Annotated in this window: 16 protein-coding genes; 12 read left to right on the forward strand and 4 right to left on the reverse strand. The window is 64.4% G+C overall.

The features are described 5' to 3' along the window. The first annotated feature begins 123 nt into the window (after window positions 1–123). From RT513_RS05265 to RT513_RS05300, 8 genes are all read left to right on the forward strand, one after another. Window positions 124–792 carry an HAD family phosphatase gene (locus RT513_RS05265; RefSeq protein ID WP_290687704.1) on the forward strand — a complete coding sequence of 223 codons (669 nt, stop codon included), beginning with the start codon at window positions 124–126 and terminating at the stop codon, window positions 790–792. Further along, the gene (locus RT513_RS05270) at window positions 789–1,745 is read left to right on the forward strand and encodes a sugar-binding transcriptional regulator (protein ID WP_290687706.1); all 957 of its coding nucleotides are present in this window, start codon (window positions 789–791) and stop codon (window positions 1,743–1,745) included. The genes RT513_RS05265 and RT513_RS05270 overlap by 4 nt, the downstream gene beginning before the upstream one ends. Before the next feature lie 131 nt (window positions 1,746–1,876). Further along, window positions 1,877–3,196 carry a sugar ABC transporter substrate-binding protein gene (locus tag RT513_RS05275; RefSeq protein WP_290687708.1) on the forward strand — a complete coding sequence of 440 codons (1,320 nt, stop codon included), beginning with the start codon at window positions 1,877–1,879 and terminating at the stop codon, window positions 3,194–3,196. Window positions 3,197–3,299: 103 nt separating this feature from the next. Further along, entirely contained in the window at window positions 3,300–4,172 is an 873-nt protein-coding gene (locus RT513_RS05280) for a carbohydrate ABC transporter permease (protein ID WP_088214192.1), read from the forward strand. 1 nt (window position 4,173) lies between these two features. After that, window positions 4,174–5,004 (forward strand): carbohydrate ABC transporter permease, encoded by an 831-nt coding sequence (locus RT513_RS05285; RefSeq protein ID WP_088214119.1) that lies wholly within the window; start codon window positions 4,174–4,176, stop codon window positions 5,002–5,004. A 10-nt stretch (window positions 5,005–5,014) separates the two neighbouring features. Continuing rightward, the gene (locus tag RT513_RS05290; protein ID WP_290687713.1) at window positions 5,015–6,013 is read left to right on the forward strand and encodes an ABC transporter ATP-binding protein; all 999 of its coding nucleotides are present in this window, start codon (window positions 5,015–5,017) and stop codon (window positions 6,011–6,013) included. Then, window positions 6,010–6,780: an L-iditol 2-dehydrogenase gene (locus tag RT513_RS05295; RefSeq protein WP_290687715.1), complete on the forward strand. Its 771-nt coding sequence runs from the start codon at window positions 6,010–6,012 to the stop codon at window positions 6,778–6,780. The genes RT513_RS05290 and RT513_RS05295 overlap by 4 nt, the downstream gene beginning before the upstream one ends. Before the next feature lie 79 nt (window positions 6,781–6,859). Further along, window positions 6,860–8,299 carry a mannitol dehydrogenase family protein gene (locus RT513_RS05300; protein WP_290687717.1) on the forward strand — a complete coding sequence of 480 codons (1,440 nt, stop codon included), beginning with the start codon at window positions 6,860–6,862 and terminating at the stop codon, window positions 8,297–8,299. A 37-nt stretch (window positions 8,300–8,336) separates the two neighbouring features. Here RT513_RS05300 and RT513_RS05305 read toward each other — a convergent pair whose 3' ends face one another. Then, window positions 8,337–9,968, reverse strand: a complete 1,632-nt coding sequence (locus tag RT513_RS05305) for an AMP-binding protein (protein WP_313533698.1) — start codon at window positions 9,966–9,968, stop codon at window positions 8,337–8,339. 68 nt (window positions 9,969–10,036) lie between these two features. On the opposite strand from RT513_RS05305, the gene RT513_RS05310 reads away from it, so the two are divergent. The 3 genes from RT513_RS05310 to RT513_RS05320 all read left to right on the forward strand — a co-directional run bounded on the left by RT513_RS05310 (window position 10,037) and on the right by RT513_RS05320 (window position 12,697). Further along, the gene (locus RT513_RS05310; protein WP_290687726.1) at window positions 10,037–10,768 is read left to right on the forward strand and encodes an enoyl-CoA hydratase/isomerase family protein; all 732 of its coding nucleotides are present in this window, start codon (window positions 10,037–10,039) and stop codon (window positions 10,766–10,768) included. A 23-nt stretch (window positions 10,769–10,791) separates the two neighbouring features. After that, window positions 10,792–11,988: an ABC transporter substrate-binding protein gene (locus RT513_RS05315; protein ID WP_290687729.1), complete on the forward strand. Its 1,197-nt coding sequence runs from the start codon at window positions 10,792–10,794 to the stop codon at window positions 11,986–11,988. Between the two features lie 163 nt (window positions 11,989–12,151). After that, a complete protein-coding gene (locus RT513_RS05320) occupies window positions 12,152–12,697 on the forward strand; it encodes a thioesterase family protein (protein WP_290687731.1) in 546 nt (181 codons plus the stop codon). A 108-nt stretch (window positions 12,698–12,805) separates the two neighbouring features. Here RT513_RS05320 and RT513_RS05325 read toward each other — a convergent pair whose 3' ends face one another. The 3 genes from RT513_RS05325 to RT513_RS05335 are packed head-to-tail and all read right to left on the reverse strand — an operon-like array spanning window position 12,806 to window position 14,612. Continuing rightward, window positions 12,806–13,264, reverse strand: coding sequence for a thioesterase family protein (locus RT513_RS05325; protein WP_290687732.1), 459 nt, complete (start codon window positions 13,262–13,264; stop codon window positions 12,806–12,808). A 2-nt stretch (window positions 13,265–13,266) separates the two neighbouring features. Beyond that, complete coding sequence (locus tag RT513_RS05330) at window positions 13,267–14,181, reverse strand: SDR family NAD(P)-dependent oxidoreductase (protein ID WP_290687734.1); 915 nt, start codon at window positions 14,179–14,181, stop codon at window positions 13,267–13,269. Beyond that, window positions 14,178–14,612, reverse strand: coding sequence for a MaoC family dehydratase (locus RT513_RS05335; RefSeq protein WP_088214110.1), 435 nt, complete (start codon window positions 14,610–14,612; stop codon window positions 14,178–14,180). Before RT513_RS05335 ends, RT513_RS05330 begins: the two co-directional genes overlap by 4 nt. A gap of 92 nt (window positions 14,613–14,704) precedes the next feature. Here RT513_RS05335 and RT513_RS05340 point away from each other — a divergent pair, with 92 nt between their 5' ends. Continuing rightward, window positions 14,705–15,337, forward strand: a complete 633-nt coding sequence (locus tag RT513_RS05340) for a TetR/AcrR family transcriptional regulator (protein ID WP_290687737.1) — start codon at window positions 14,705–14,707, stop codon at window positions 15,335–15,337. The last annotated feature ends 48 nt before the right edge of the window (window positions 15,338–15,385 follow it).

The raw sequence follows: 15,385 nt of genomic DNA on the forward strand, positions 1-15,385 counted from the left end.
CTCTCCCAGTCGCAAGTGCCGCCCCGTTTTGGCAGGCGTGCCTCGCAGCGTCCAGCCCCCCACGGGATCCGCGCCCCTCTCCCCCGGTGGACCCGGTCCGCGCGCCGCCTTATGCTTCTCGGCATGACCCCCGCGCTCATCATATTCGATTGCGACGGCGTGCTGATCGACAGTGAGACGATCAGCCGTTGTTGCGTGCTGACCGAAGAACTGGCGCGGGAAGGGGTGTTCATCGACCTGCCCGCCTTCCGGCGGCACTTCCTTGGCCGCAGCTTTCCGGCCGTCGAGGCGGAAGTGAGCCGGGTCTGGTCGCGCCGGCTACCCGCCGATTTCCGGCAGCGCTACCTGGATCGGCTGCTCCCGCGGTTCGCTGAGGAGCTTCTGGCGATGGAGGGCGCGGCGGAGATGCTTCGTGACCTTGCCGTGCCCTATTGTCTGGCGACCTCCTCCAGCCCCGACCGACTTCGCCGTTCCCTCGCGACAACCGGTCTGGATCGGTTTTTCGACGGGCGTTGCTTCACCGTGGCGGATGTCGCCCGTGGCAAGCCGGAGCCCGATCTTTTCCTGCATGCGGCGCGGGCGATGGGTGTGGCACCCGCCAGCGTCGTGGTGCTGGAAGACAGCGAGCCGGGGCTGACGGCCGCGGCACGCGCGGGCATGACGGGCTGGCAGTTCACGGGCGGCGGGCATATGAGCGGGGAGGTCCCTTCGCCCTTGGCCGCGCGGCATTTCTCCAGCTTCGGGGACATCCGCGCCGCTTTCCCCGCGTTCTTCCAACAGGTTGCCTTATGAGCCTGCCTCCCGATTCCGATGCCTCCGTTGATGATGACGCTGCCCGCGCGGCCTGGCTCTACTATGTCGGCGGCATGACGCAGGATCAGATCGCGCGCGAGATGGATATCTCGCGGCAGCGGGCGCAACGGCTCGTCAGCCGTGCGATGGCGGCGGGCATGATCCATGTCCGGCTCAATCACCGGCTTGCGCCCTGCCTTGCTCTGGAGGCCGCGCTGACCGATCGCTTCGGCCTTTGGCGTTGCCGTGTGGCGCCCAGTCTCGGCGCGGGCGGCGATCCGGTGCAGGCCATCGCTCCCGCCGCGGCGGCGGAGATGGAGCGCGTGCTTCGTCGCCCGGAGCCCCTGGTGATCGCCGTCGGCACGGGGCGCGCGATGCGGGCAATGGTGGATGCGATGGGACGGGTGGACGCGCCGCGGCATCGTCTTGTCTCGCTGATCGGCAATATCGCACCGGACGGCTCGGCATCCTATTTCGATGTCATCATGCATCTCGCCGAAAAGGTGCAGGCCCGCCATTATCCCATGCCGGTGCCGGTCCTTTCCTCGACTGCAGAGGAAAATGTGGCGTTCCAGTCCCTTCCCGCCGTGCGCGTCGTGAGGGAACTGGCAGGGGGGGCAAACGTTACATTCGCGGGCGTCGGCCAGATGACGGACGACGCCCCCTTGCTTACCGATGGCTTCCTGACGCGGGAGGAGTTGGTGCATGTGCAGCGCAGTGGCGCGACGGGTGAGGTCGCCGGATGGATCTACGATCGCGAAGGTCGGTACATGGATCTCTCTCTGAATTCCCGCGTCGGCGGGGTAAGGGTTCATGCCACGCCGGAGCGCCCCGTGGTGGCTGCATCCGCCGGACCGCAGAAGGTGGCGGCCATACGCGCCGCACTCACATCCGGGATCATCAACGGACTGGTTACCGACGAAAGCACCGCTCGCGGCATTCTGTCCGCCTGACCTTCCATCACACGGACTTTGCAGGTGCGGCGGAGGGAAGGGGTTGACCGGCTCTGCGCTTAAGTGAATATTTGCTCAAAGTGCGATGATTTGCTCAAGTGGCATTGTCGCGATCCTAGGGGAGGGGAAAAATGACTTTTACGCTGCGCGCCCTGCTGGGCGCATCCGTGGCCATTGGGATCACCGGGGCCGCGATGGCGGAGACCACGATCACCGTCGCCACGGTGAACAATGGTGACATGATCCGCATGCAGGGCCTCATGTCGGATTTCAGCGCCAAGCATCCCGACATCAAGGTCAATTGGGTTACGCTGGAGGAGAATACGCTCCGCCAGAGGGTGACCACCGATATCGCCACGAAGGGCGGCCAGTACGATGTCCTGACCATCGGCAACTACGAGGTGCCGATCTGGGCCAAGCAGGGCTGGCTCATGTCGCTGGACGATCTGGGCGAGGGCTTTGCGGCAGACGACCTGCTTCCCCAGGTGGCCGCGGGCTTGAAGGAGGAGGGCAAGCTCTACGCCTCCCCCTTCTATGCGGAAAGCTCCATGCTGATGTACCGCACGGACCTGCTGGAAAAAGCCGGGCTGACGATGCCTGCCGCGCCCGACTGGGACTTCATCAAGGATGCCGCCCAGAAGATGACCGACAAGTCGGCGGAAGTCTATGGCATCTGTCTGCGCGGCAAGGCGGGCTGGGGCGAGAACATGGCCTTCGTCACCTCCATGGCCAATTCCATGGGCGCCCGCTGGTTTGACATGGAGTGGAAGCCGCAGTTCGACAGCCCTGAATGGAAGGCGACGCTCGACACCTATCTGGACCTGATGAAGAACTACGGCCCGCCCGGCGCTTCCTCCAACGGGTTCAACGAGAACCTCGCGCTGTTCCAGCAGGGCAAGTGTGGCATGTGGATCGACGCGACGGTGGCCGCATCCTTCGTGTCGAACCCGAAGGATTCGAAAGTGGCCGATCACGTGGGCTATGCTGTCTCTCCCACCCGCCCGGGCGGAGAGAACCATGGCAACTGGCTGTGGTCGTGGAACCTCGCCATTCCGGCAACTTCCACGAAGGCGGAGGCTGCGAAAGCCTTCGTCGCCTGGGCAACCTCTCCCGCCTATACCCAGCTAGTGGCGGAGCATGAGGGGATTGCCAACGTGCCCCCCGGCACGCGCACTTCTCTTTATGAGAACGCCGACTACCTGAAGGCCGCACCCTTTGCCGAGATGACGCTGAAGGCCATCCAGTCGGCGAATACCGCGCATCCGTCCGAGAAGGACGTGCCCTATACGGGTGGACAGTTCGTTTCCATTCCGGAGTTTCAGGCAATCGGCACGGCGGTGGGTCAGCAGGTCGCCGCGGCGCTGGCCGGGAGTGCGACGGCGGAGCAGGCGCTGGCCAATGCGCAGACCCTCACCCAGCGGGAAATGTCGCGCGCCGGCTATCCGAAGTGATCTGCCCGAAGTGATCTTCGATTGACAAGGGAGGCGGCTCCTCCGTCAGCCGCCTTTTCGCTCGGACCCGCGAGGGCCGCAGGTAGAGAGGATGACATCCGTCATGGCGACGCAAGCCTCACGTTCCGCAGGGCGGCTCATGCTGTCACCCGCGGTCATCCTGCTGCTGCTGTGGATGATTGTGCCCCTCGCGATGACGCTCTACTTCTCCACGCTTCGCTACAACCTGCTGATGCCGGGGATGGAGACCTTCGCCGGGTTCGAGAACTACCGGTATTTCTTCACCGACCCCGCATTCTGGCCCGCGCTCTTCAATACGTTGACGCTGGTGCTTGGGGTGCTGGCGATAACGACACTGGGCGGGATTGCCCTGGCGCTGCTGCTGGATCAGCCGATGTGGGGGCAGGGGATTGTCCGCATCCTCGTCATCGCGCCGTTTTTCGTCATGCCCACCGTCTCCGCGCTGGTGTGGAAGAACATGATGATGAACCCGGTGAACGGGCTGTTTGCCTGGATCGCGCGGACGCTCGGTTTTCAGCCGTTTGATTTCTTCGCGCAGGCCCCGCTGTTTTCCATCATCCTGATCGTGGCATGGCAATGGCTGCCCTTTGCGACGCTCATCCTGCTCACCGCGCTGCAAAGCCTCGACAGCGAGCAGATGGAGGCGGCGGAAATGGACGGCGCCGGCTGGGGATCGCGGTTCTGGCACCTGGTGCTGCCGCATCTGAGTCGGGCGATCACGGTGGTCATCCTGATACAGACGATCTTCATCCTCTCGGTTTTCGCGGAGATCCTCGTCACCACGAATGGCGGACCGGGTACGGCTTCGACCACGCTGACCTTCCTCGTGTACATGCAATCGATGCTGCAATTCGATGTGGGCCTTGGGTCCGCGGGCGGGATCGTCGCGGTCATCCTCGCCAATATCGTCGCCATCTTCCTGATGCGCGCCATCGGCAAGAACCTGGAGACCTGACATGGCGCGCAATGTCACGAACGGGCAGAAAGCCCTTGTCACCGTACTGGCCTGGGTCATCGGGCTGGCGATCTTCTTTCCGATCCTCTGGACGGTACTGACATCCTTCAAGACGGAAGGGGAGGCTGTCGCCACCCCGCCGAGCTTCCTGTTCTTCGACTGGACCTTGGAGAATTATCACGCGGTCAACGAGCGGTCCGACTATCTGGGCCATTTCTGGAACTCTGTCGTCATCTCTCTCGGCTCCACGCTGATCGGTCTGGCGATCGCCCTTCCGGCCGCGTGGTCCATGGCGTTCGTCCCCGGCAAGCGGACCAAGGACCTGCTGATGTGGATGCTCTCGACCAAGATGCTGCCCGCGGTGGGTGTGCTCGTGCCGATCTACATGATCTTCCGCGACACGGGGCTTCTGGATACCCGGATCGGGCTGGTCATCGTGCTCACGCTCATCAACCTGCCGATCATCGTGTGGATGCTCTATACCTATTTCAAGGAAATCCCGGCGGAAATTCTGGAAGCCGCGCGGATGGACGGGGCTGGGCTGTGGTCGGAAGTGGTCCACGTCCTCACCCCCATGGCGGTGCCGGGCATCGCCTCCACCCTGCTGCTGAACGTGATCCTCGCCTGGAACGAAAGCTTCTGGACGCTGAACCTCACGGCCTCGCAGGCCGCACCGCTGACGGCCTTCATCGCGAGCTATTCCAGCCCCGAGGGCCTGTTCTACGCCAAGCTTTCGGCGGCAAGCACCATGGCCATCGCGCCGATCCTCATCCTCGGCTGGTTCAGCCAGAAGCAACTTGTGCGCGGATTGACCTTCGGCGCGGTGAAGTAAGGAGGCGCCGATGGGCGAGATCGTTCTCAAGGACGTGCAGAAATCCTTCGGCGGTGTGGATGTCATCAAGGGCATTGATCTGCGGGTGGAGGAGGGCGAGTTCGTGGTTTTCGTCGGGCCGTCCGGCTGCGGCAAGTCCACCCTGCTGCGGCTGATCGCGGGGCTGGAGGATGTGACCTCCGGCACCATCACCATCGACGGCAACACCGCCACCGACCTGCCGCCGGCGCGGCGCGGGCTCGCGATGGTGTTTCAGTCCTATGCCCTCTACCCGCACATGACAGTCCGCAAGAACATCGCCTTCCCCCTGAGGATGGCCGGGATGTCCTCCGCCGATCAGGCCCGGAAGGTCGAGGAGGCTGCCAAGATCCTCAATCTCTCGCCCTATCTCGACCGCCGCCCGGGGCAGCTTTCGGGGGGGCAGCGGCAGCGTGTGGCGATCGGGCGCGCCATCGTGCGCGAACCGAAGGCGTTTCTGTTCGATGAGCCGCTCTCCAATCTCGACGCGGCGTTGCGGGTCTCCATGCGGCAGGAGATCTCGGAGCTTCACCAGTCGCTGGGAACCACGATGATCTATGTCACCCACGATCAGGTGGAGGCGATGACGATGGCCGACAAGATCGTGGTGATGAACGCTGGCCGGATCGAGCAGGTGGGCACCCCGCTGGAGCTCTACCGCAGCCCCGCCAATCTTTTCGTGGCGGGCTTCATCGGCAGCCCCAAGATGAACTTCATCGAAGGGGCGGCTGCTGAACAGCATGGCGCGCATACCATCGGGGTTCGTCCCGAACATGTCACGCTTGCCGATGACGGGCCGTGGCAGGGCACGGTGACCCTTTCCGAGCACCTGGGTTCGGACACGTTCCTCCATGTGGATGTGGCAGGGGTCGGCCCGCTGACGGTGCGCGCGCATGGCGAAGTGGGCCTTGGGAGCGGCGCGCCCGTCGGCCTCGCCCCACAGGCGGGCAAGATTTATCGCTTCGATCAGGCTGGAAAGGCGATCGCATGAGACTGGAAGGGAAGCGCGTGCTGATCACAGGCGCGGCGCGGGGTATCGGGCTGGAATTCGCCCGTGCCTATCTGGCGGAGGGCGCGTCGGTCGCACTGGCCGATATCAATGCCTCGGCTGTCGAGGAGGCTGCGGGCGCGCTCGGTGCAGGCGCCCATGCTGTCACGATGGATGTGACGCGGCAGGAGAGCATCGAGGCAGGTGTGGAGGCGGCGGTGGCCGCGATGGGGGGGATAGATATCCTCGTCAACAATGCGGCGCTTTTCGATGCGGCCCCCATCGAGGAAATCACCCGTGAGAGCTATGACCGGCTCTTCTCGGTCAATGTCGCGGGCACGCTCTTCACGCTTCAGGCGGTTGCGCGGCACATGATCGCGCGGGGAGAGGGCGGCAAGATCATCAACATGGCGAGCCAGGCGGGGCGCCGGGGCGAGCCGCTGGTCGCGGTCTATTGCGCGACGAAGGCCGCCGTCATCTCGCTTACCCAGTCGGCGGGGCTGAACCTCATCCGGTATGGCATCAACGTCAACGCCATCGCCCCCGGCGTGGTGGACGGAGAGCACTGGGACGGCGTGGACAGCCTGTTCGCGAAGTATGAGAACCGGCAGCGCGGTGAGAAGAAGCGCCTTGTCGGAGAGGCCGTGCCCTTCGGACGGATGGGCACCGCGCAGGACCTGACCGGCATGGCGATCTTTCTCGCCACATCGGAGGCCGATTACATCGTCGCCCAATGCTTTGGCGTGGACGGCGGCAACTGGATGGCGTGAGCCATGATTGCGGGCGCGCGTCAGGGACCCTCCCTCCGCTGATGCGCGCCCCTTCCCCTCGGTGAAGCGGTGGTCTAACATGACACATACTGATACTTCCGTGGCCCTTCCCGCCTATGACCGCAGCCGGTTGACCCCCGGTATCGTGCATATCGGGCTTGGCAATTTTCATCGCGCGCACCAGGCCGTCTATCTCGATGACCTTTTTGCGCGCGGCAACGACCATGACTGGGCGATCATCGGGGCGGGCGTAAGGGCGCCGGACGCTGCCATGAGGGCGGCGTTGAAGGCGCAGGACTGCCTTTCGACAGTGATCGAGCTTGATCCTTCCGGCAAGCGGGCACGCCGCGTGGGGTCGATGATCGACTACATCCCGGTGGAGCCGGACAATGCCACGCTCGTCGCCACCATGTCCCGGCCGGAAATCCGCATCGTCAGCCTGACAGTGACGGAGGGCGGCTACTTCACGGATGCCAACGGGGATTTCGATCCCGGGGCCGCAGATATTCTGGCCGATGCCGCAAATCCGGAGGCGCCCGCAACCGCATTCGGCGCTATTCTGGCGGCGTTGAGCGTTCGGCGGTCGCAGGGGATCCAGCCCTTCACCGTCATGTCCTGCGACAACCTCCCCGGCAATGGCGAGGTCACGCGGAATGCGGTGGTGGGTCTGGCGCGGCTTTTCGATCCCGAACTCGCAGGCTGGGTGCATGCGAATGTCGCCTTTCCGAACGGCATGGTGGACCGTATCACGCCCGCCACCGGCGAGAGGGAGCGGGCGATGGCGCGGGACTTCGGTCTCGACGATCCCGTGCCCGTCACCTGCGAGCCGTTCCGCCAGTGGGTTCTGGAGGACAATTTCCCCGCAGGTCGCCCGGCGCTGGAGAAAGTGGGCGTGACCTTCACCCCGCATGTCCATCTCTACGAGACGATGAAGATCCGCATCCTGAACGGCGGCCACGCAATCATCGCCTATCCGTCCGGGCTCATGGATGTGGAGCTTGTCCATGACGCGATGGCAGAGCCGCTGGTCTCCCGCTTTCTCGACCGGGTGGAGGGGGAGGAGATCCTGCCCATCGTTCCGCCGGTGCCCGATACCGATCTGAAGGACTACTACCGCGTGATCCGCGAGCGGTTTTCCAACCCGGAGGTCGCGGATACGGTGCGGCGGCTGTGCCTTGACGGTTCGGGGCGTCAACCGAAGTTCATCGTGCCCTCGATCCGGGACAATCTCGCGCGGGGGGTGTTGCCGCGGGGGCTGCTGCTCGAATCCGCCCTGTGGTGCCGCTATTGCGCCGGAGAGAGCGACAGCGGGGCCGGGATCGCACCGAATGATCCGCGCTGGGAGGCGCTGACCCTGCGGGCCAAAGCCGCGCGGCAGGATCCGGCGATCTGGCTGGGAATGACCGACATCTACGGGGATCTCGGTCAGCACCCTGAGGTCGCGGACGCCTTCGCCAAGGCGCTTGAAGCCCTCTGGGCAAAGGGGACGCGGGCGGTGCTGGAGGAATACCTGGCCTAGCGGCAGGGCACGCCGACTTGCGCGCCCCGCCGGCAGATCATGTCCGGGCGGCTACCTGCTCCCGGTCGAACGTATCGCCGGTCACGCCGTCGGTTCGGAGGATATGCTTCTGGATCTTGCCGCTCGCCGTCTTGGGCAGGTCGTCCATTGCCCTGACGTAGCGGGGCACCATGAATTTCGGCAGTTGCCCCGCGAGATAAGCCACCAGCGCCTCTGCGTCGATTATCCGACCGGCGACCGGCGTGACCACGATCAACACCTCATCCTCGCTGAAGGCGCTCGGCACGGCGACTGCGGCGCATTCCCGCACATCGGGATGGGCGGTCACCTCCGCTTCCAGAGCGAATGAGGAGATGTTCTCCCCCCGCCGCCGGATCACGTCCTTCAGCCGGTCCACGAAAAAGAATTGCCCCGCAGCATCGCGCCGGAAGCCGTCGCCGGTGTGAAACCAGCCGTTCCGCATTGCCTCTACGGTTGCGGCAGGAGCGTTGTGATAGCCCTTCATCAGTGCCCAGGGGCGGCTTGAGCGGATGATGAGTTCCCCCGTGGCACCCTCCGGCACCTCGATATCGTTGACGTCCACGATCCGCAGATCGAACCAGGGGCGCGGTCGCCCGGCAATACCCTTCAGGCCGGCGCTTCCCCGCAGGGGGCCCGCGTGCAGCGGACTGGCGATCTCCGTCATGTTGTATATCGTCCAGGCTTCCACTCCGAACCGCTCGGCAAAGAGCGGCCCGTCCTCCCCGAAGGGGGTGATGAAGGCGCGGCGAAGCGGGTGGTCCCGATCATCGGGCTGGCTGGGCTCTTTCAGCAGGAAGCTCGCCATCACGCCCAGCAGGAGGCAATAGGTCGATCCTGTGCCCCGCACGGCTGACCAGAACTCCCGCGTCTTGAACTCCCGCATCATGCCGATGGACAGTCCGCGCGCCAGTTGCGCGTAAACGTAAAGCGTTGAACCGCAGTGGAAAATAGGTCCACAGATGAGGCAGCGATCATCCGGCGCCACCTCGAACGCATCCGGCCCCATCGTATAGAGCTGCGCATAGGAGGTCACGACGCCCTTGGGATTTCCGGTGGTGCCGGAGGTGTACATGATGGCCAGAGTGTCCCACGGCTCGATCGGCGTTTCCAGAGTGAAGATCGCGGGATCGACGTGATCCACCTCGTGAAGTGGCAGGATCTCGATATCCGCATGCGCCGGAATTTCGCCTGCGCCGACCGCAAGCACCTTACGCAGCTTGCCCGGCGCGACATCGGCCAGCCGGTCCAGCAGCCCCGCTTCCGCTACCATGAGCGGGGCGTCCGCATCGCTCAGGATATGTTCGAGCGGCCTGCCGCGAGAAGCTGTATTCAAGGGAATATAGACAGCGCAAAGGTAGTTGATCGCGAACCAGGTGACGAGCAGGTCAGGCCCGTTGCCCATGAAGCACAGAACATGGCTGCCCCGGCGGACGCCATGCGCATGCAGCGTCGCGGCGCGCTGACGGACCTTCTCCCATGTCATGCGGTAGGACCACTGAACATCGGGCCAGAAATGCACGAAAAGTGCCTCCGGTCGGTCCTCCGCATACCGGTCCAGCAGATTGCGCAATACCGCCTGCTCCCGGTCGAGCGCCTTGTCCTGATGTTCCATTTCGTTCTCCTCCCACGCGCCCGTTCGTATGGACATGCAAAAGCCGTTTGCAATGCCGTCCGAACCATGCAACATACCGCGTAGTATGTCAAAGGGGGAACGGCATGCCGTCCGTCACCATCACGCGCGAAGAATGTGTGGCGCTGGTCCGCTATGACAGGGGCGCAAAGGCGAATGCGCTGAGCCATGAGACCATCCTCGATCTGACCCGCGCGGCGGAGGAACTGGCAGCCGATACCACATGTCATGTCGTCATTCTTGCAGGGACAGAGAAACGGTTCTCCGCAGGTGTCGATCTTGATGATGCCGCGCTCTGGCAACCGGGAGCGGGCAGTGTTGCGCGCTCGGAGGCGATGGCCGCTGGCGGCCGGATGGTGGATCGCTGGGCGCGGCTGCCGCAGGTTTGCATCGCCGCGGTGGAGGGGCCTGCCATCGGCGGCGGTGCGATCCTCGCGCTAGCGGCCGATTTCCGCGTCATGGGGGAGGGGAGCTACTTCCGCTTCCCCGAAGTGCGGCTCGGCATGACGCTGGGTTGGGGCGGGTTGCCGTTGCTGGCGGCGCTGGTCGGGCCGGCGCGGGCGAAGCTCATGCTCTTTACCGACGCGCGTATCGTCTCCTGCGAGGCGGAGCGGCTTGGCCTGTGTGAACGCGCGGTTCCGGCGGGGAGTGCCCTCGCCGTCGCGCGGGAGATGGCCGCGGGTATCGCCGCCTCTCCCCCGATGGCCCTGCGCATGACCAAGCGGACGGTGGACAGCCACTGCCGCAAGAACTGGGCCTCGGGTTTCGAGGCCGATCAATTCTTTCTGTCGCGTCTGCTGTCGGAGGAAACCGGCTGACGCGACCTGTTGGGGAGGGACGTATGACACTCAAGGCACTGTTGACGGGCGTGGCGCTTGCTACCCTTGCGTCTGCCGCTTCCGCGGAGCCATATCGGCTCGGCGTGCTGACGGACATGTCGGGCATGAACTTCGACCTTGCCGGGCAAGGTTCGGCGGTGGCCGCGCGGATGGCTGTGGAGGATTTCGGCGGCAAGCTGCTGGGCGAGCAGGTCGAGGTGATCGTGGGGGATCACCAGAACAAGCCCGACGTGGGTGCCACGCTCGCCCGCCGATGGATCGACGAGCAGAACGTGAAGGCGGTGATCGACGTGCCCACGTCTTCCGTCGCCATGGCTGTTCAGGATGTGACCCGTGCGGCGGATGTGGCGTTCCTGATCTCCACCGCCGGATCGTCGGACCTGACGGGCAAGGCGTGCTCTCCCTCCAGTGCGCTCTGGACATGGGATACCTATGCGCTTGCCAATGGCACCGGGAGGGCAATGACGCAGGAGGGCGGCAAGAGCTGGTTCTTCATTACGGCCGACTATACCTTTGGTCACGCGCTGGAGCGCGACACGTCCGAGGCGGTGCGTTCGCTCGGCGGCGAGGTGGTGGGTGCCGTGCGCCACCCGCGAGAGACGACCGACTTTTCCTCCTACCTTCTGCAGGCACAGGCCTCCGGCGCGGATGTGATCGCGCTGGCGAATTCCTCCGGCGACACGATGACCGCGATGAAGCAGGCGGGCGAATACGGCATCACCGCAGGCGGGCAGAAGCTCGCCGGGCTCCTGTTGTTCCTGACGGACGTGGATGGCGTGGGGCTGGAAACGGCGCAGGGCCTGACCCTCACCACCGGGTTCTACTGGGACTTCGACGATCAGACCCGTGCATGGTCCAGACGCTTCGGCGAGCAGATGGGCGGACGCATGCCCACGATGGTCCAGGCGGGCGTCTATTCCGCGGTGCTGAACTACCTGAAGGCGGCGGAGGCGGCAAAGACCGTCGGGGGCACCGCGGTCATGTCGGAGCTTCGCACCATGAAGATCGACGACATGTTCGCGCGGAATGCCTATCTCCGGGAGGATGGCCGTCTTGTCCATGACATGTATCTCGCACAGGTAAAGACGCCACAGGAGTCGACAGGACGCTGGGATTACTACAAAATTCTGCGGACGATACCCGGCGAGGAGGCTTTCAAGCCGTTGGAGCAAAGTGACTGTCCGCTCGTCAAGAAGTAACGCCTTGCGCGTCCTCCTCTTAGCAGGCTGCTGTAAAAGTCGGCCGCCTGCTCGGGCTTGCGTTGAAAATCAGAAAGTCACCCCGGCCCCGCGCCAAAACTTGCGGTTTCCGGGGCGCATCTCAACAATGTGGGAAAAATCTCCGGCCCAAGGCAACTGCGGAATGCTTTTCAGCAGCCTGTCAGGGGGCGTTGCCGGGCTGAGTGAGGAGGAGAAGCGGATGGAGAGTGGCGCCCGCCATGGGCTGATCGTGCTGAACCGGCATGTGCCGGAGGGGTGGGTGGATTACAACGGGCACATGGGCGACTTTGCCTATGGGATCGCCTTTTCGGATGCGGTGACGGCCTATATGGATCGTATCGGCGTCGATGCCCCCTATCGGGAGCGGACCGGGGCCACGCTCTACACGCTCGACTGTCGCATCGGCTTCTTTCGGGAATGTCATCTGGGCGATCCGCTGGAAATGGAGCTGGTCCTGCTCGCCGCGGATGACAAGCGGCTGCACGTCTTTCTCCGGTTGCGGGGTGCGGATGGGCGGGAGCTTGCCCTTTGCGAGCAGCTGCTCATGCATGTCGGGCGGGCCTCCGGCAGCCCACGGGCGGAACCGTTCCCGGCGAATATCGCGGCGATCGTGGCGCAAGACAGGGCCGACCATGCCGACCTGATCCGGCCGGACTGGCTGGAGCGGCGGATCGGGCTTTCCCGTTAGCGCGCCATAGGGCGGATCGAAATGCGCCGGAAATCGCGTCGGGCGCCCAGCCAGAACGCGGGATGTGAGCAGGCCTCACGGCCGGAAGCGGGTGTACCGCTTCCTCGATCAGATCGCCGCGCCGGACGGAGGCGTCAGGCCATGCGCCATCTCCAGATGCGCGGCGGTCAGCGGGACAGGGCGACGGGTTGTGCGGTCGATATAGACATGCACATATCCACCCTGTGCCGCTGCTGTATCCCCTCCCTCCCGGAAGAGCGCAAAGCTCCATGTCAGGCTGCTGGAGCCGATACGGACGATGCGCAGACCCACCTCTACCCGCTCCGGGTAGGTCACCTCGGCGAAGTAGTGCATCCACTGCTGGGCGACGATTCCGATGGGCCCGGTTCCGCCCGCAAGATCGAGCGCCCCCGAGGCGATCAGCGGGCGGTTCACCGCGCTGTCGAAACACTCCATGTAGCTCACATTGTTCATGTGACCGTAGATGTCCATGTCGCGCCAGCGCGTTTCCATGGTGTAGAAGGCGGTGTAATCGGTTCGGCGATGTGGGCTGGCGCGGTCAAGCATGGTCAGACCGCCCGTTCTGCATCGCGCGCGCGGGCAACGATCCGCTCCACATGATCCAGCCCGTTCTGCGTTTCCATGAACCCATCCAGTTTCGCGAGCGTGCCGAATGCTTCCGCAACCGCCTCCGGGGTGCGTGCGCCTTCGGGCAGATAGATGCCCTCGTTCTCTACAATGGCGAGCCGTGCGACCGTACCCGCCCCTGCCAGCAGCGCCGTGCGACTCGGCGCGCCCTCGCTGGTGAGATAGAGCGCGGCGGGGACAACGTTGTCGGGTGAGAGATGGGCGAGCGTCTCCTCCTCCATCATGTCGCCGGTCATGCGCGTGGCGGCTGTGGGTAGGACCGCGTTGACGTGGATGCCGTACTTCTGCCCCTCGAAATGCAGCACGTTCATGAGGCCGATCAGCCCGGCCTTGGCCGCGCCATAGTTGGCCTGACCGAAGTTGCCATAAACGCCGGACGTGGAGGATGTCATCAGGATACGCCCATAGCCCTGCTGGCGCATCGTCTCCCATACCGCCTTCGTCGCATTGGCCGAACCGATGAGATGCACCTCCACCACTGCGCGGAAGTCTTCCATCGTCATCTTGGCGAAAGTCCTGTCGCGCAGGATGCCCGCGTTGTTGATGAGCACGTCGATCCGCCCGAAGGTCTCGCGCGTGCGGGAGGCCAGCGCCTCCATCTGCGAAAAGTCCGTGACATTTCCGCCGTCCGCCAGGGCTTCCCCGCCCTGCGCTTCGATCTCTGCCACGACGGCCTCCGCCGCGGCAGTGGAGCCGCCACGGCCATCCCGCGCGCCGCCGAAGTCGTTGACGACCACCTTTGCCCCCCGACGTGCCAGTTCCAGGGCATAGGCACGTCCCAGCCCGCCGCCTGCTCCCGTGACGATTGCGACGCGCCCGTCGTAGCTGATGGTCATTGTGCTTTCTCCTCCGCCTGCGCCTTCAGTATATGCCATTCCGCAACCGCTGCCGGCTTCTGTTGGCCTTCCACCTCCACGGTCACGCCATAAGTGTCGAGCCGCCCGCTTCCGCGTGCCTGCGACGAAACAGGCGTAAAGCGCGCGCGGATCCGGCTGCCGACCCTGACGGGTGCGACGAAGCGGACCTTCTCGAAACCGTAATTCACCTCTACCCCGCAGCCGGGCGGCATGGCGCTCTGCTGCAACTGGGTCAGGAGGGAGATAACGAGAAATCCATGTGCTATGGTGCCGCCGAACCCACCCTCGCGGGCGGCGCGTTCGGGATCGACGTGGATGTATTGATGGTCGCCGATGACATCGGCAAAGCGATCAACGAGCCCCTGATCGACGAGAAGCCAGTCGCTCACCCGGTCCGTAGCCTGCTGCATCGCCCTCTCCTATACAACATACGGAGTAGTATGGATTGCTTTTCTCGCTGTCCAGTGTCAATATCGTCAAAGAAACGAGCGGCCGAGACCGGATGACACAGCCACGCACACGCAACAGAGACGACGGGGCGGGGAATATCGAGATCCTCGAAATGGCGGCGCAATGCTTCATGGAGCAGGGTTTCGCCGCCACCAGCATTGACGATGTGGCCCGACGGCTGGGGGCGACGAAAGGCCGGATTTATCACTATTATTCCTCCAAGACCGACCTGTTCTTCGATGTGCATCGCGAGGGAATGGAACGGCTGTTCCGCGCTGTGGAGCCGGTGATGGCCGGGCCGGGCCCTGCGGTGCAGCGGTTGACGGCGATGCTCCATGCCCATGCGATGGCGATGATGACCAACGTGGCTTTCGAGGCGGTAGTGGTGCAGGGCGTGCACATGCACAGGATGGCGGCCACGACACCGGACCAGCGCCGCACGCTGGACGCCCTGATCGCGCTGCGCCGCCGGTTCGAAGGGTTGTTCCGGCAGGTCATGGAGGAGGGCATCGCGGATGGCTCCCTCCGCGCGATGGATGTGTCTGTCGGGGCAAAGGCCATGCTCGGCGCGGTGAACTGGATGTCGGTGTGGTATCGCCCGCTGCCGGAGGAGACGCAGGAGAGCCGTCACAGCCTTGCCGACCAGATCGTCGCGACGCAGATCGAGGGTTTCCGTCGGCGGTAGCACCGCGATGCGACGACATGGCCTCATGTCACGGGCAAAGCGGGAACG

Origin of the sequence: Haematobacter sp. (genome assembly GCF_032102465.1) — a bacterium.
Lineage (GTDB): Bacteria > Pseudomonadota > Alphaproteobacteria > Rhodobacterales > Rhodobacteraceae > Haematobacter.

Coding starts and splice junctions, on each gene's coding strand:
- RT513_RS05265 (WP_290687704.1), top strand. CDS start 124: ATGACCCCCGCGCTCATCATATTCGATTGCGACGGCGTGCTGATCGAC.
- RT513_RS05270 (WP_290687706.1), top strand. CDS start 789: ATGAGCCTGCCTCCCGATTCCGATGCCTCCGTTGATGATGACGCTGCC.
- RT513_RS05275 (WP_290687708.1), top strand. CDS start 1,877: ATGACTTTTACGCTGCGCGCCCTGCTGGGCGCATCCGTGGCCATTGGG.
- RT513_RS05280 (WP_088214192.1), top strand. CDS start 3,300: ATGGCGACGCAAGCCTCACGTTCCGCAGGGCGGCTCATGCTGTCACCC.
- RT513_RS05285 (WP_088214119.1), top strand. CDS start 4,174: ATGGCGCGCAATGTCACGAACGGGCAGAAAGCCCTTGTCACCGTACTG.
- RT513_RS05290 (WP_290687713.1), top strand. CDS start 5,015: ATGGGCGAGATCGTTCTCAAGGACGTGCAGAAATCCTTCGGCGGTGTG.
- RT513_RS05295 (WP_290687715.1), top strand. CDS start 6,010: ATGAGACTGGAAGGGAAGCGCGTGCTGATCACAGGCGCGGCGCGGGGT.
- RT513_RS05300 (WP_290687717.1), top strand. CDS start 6,860: ATGACACATACTGATACTTCCGTGGCCCTTCCCGCCTATGACCGCAGC.
- RT513_RS05305 (WP_313533698.1), bottom strand. CDS start 9,968: ATGTCCATACGAACGGGCGCGTGGGAGGAGAACGAAATGGAACATCAG.
- RT513_RS05310 (WP_290687726.1), top strand. CDS start 10,037: ATGCCGTCCGTCACCATCACGCGCGAAGAATGTGTGGCGCTGGTCCGC.
- RT513_RS05315 (WP_290687729.1), top strand. CDS start 10,792: ATGACACTCAAGGCACTGTTGACGGGCGTGGCGCTTGCTACCCTTGCG.
- RT513_RS05320 (WP_290687731.1), top strand. CDS start 12,152: ATGCTTTTCAGCAGCCTGTCAGGGGGCGTTGCCGGGCTGAGTGAGGAG.
- RT513_RS05325 (WP_290687732.1), bottom strand. CDS start 13,264: ATGCTTGACCGCGCCAGCCCACATCGCCGAACCGATTACACCGCCTTC.
- RT513_RS05330 (WP_290687734.1), bottom strand. CDS start 14,181: ATGACCATCAGCTACGACGGGCGCGTCGCAATCGTCACGGGAGCAGGC.
- RT513_RS05335 (WP_088214110.1), bottom strand. CDS start 14,612: ATGCAGCAGGCTACGGACCGGGTGAGCGACTGGCTTCTCGTCGATCAG.
- RT513_RS05340 (WP_290687737.1), top strand. CDS start 14,705: ATGACACAGCCACGCACACGCAACAGAGACGACGGGGCGGGGAATATC.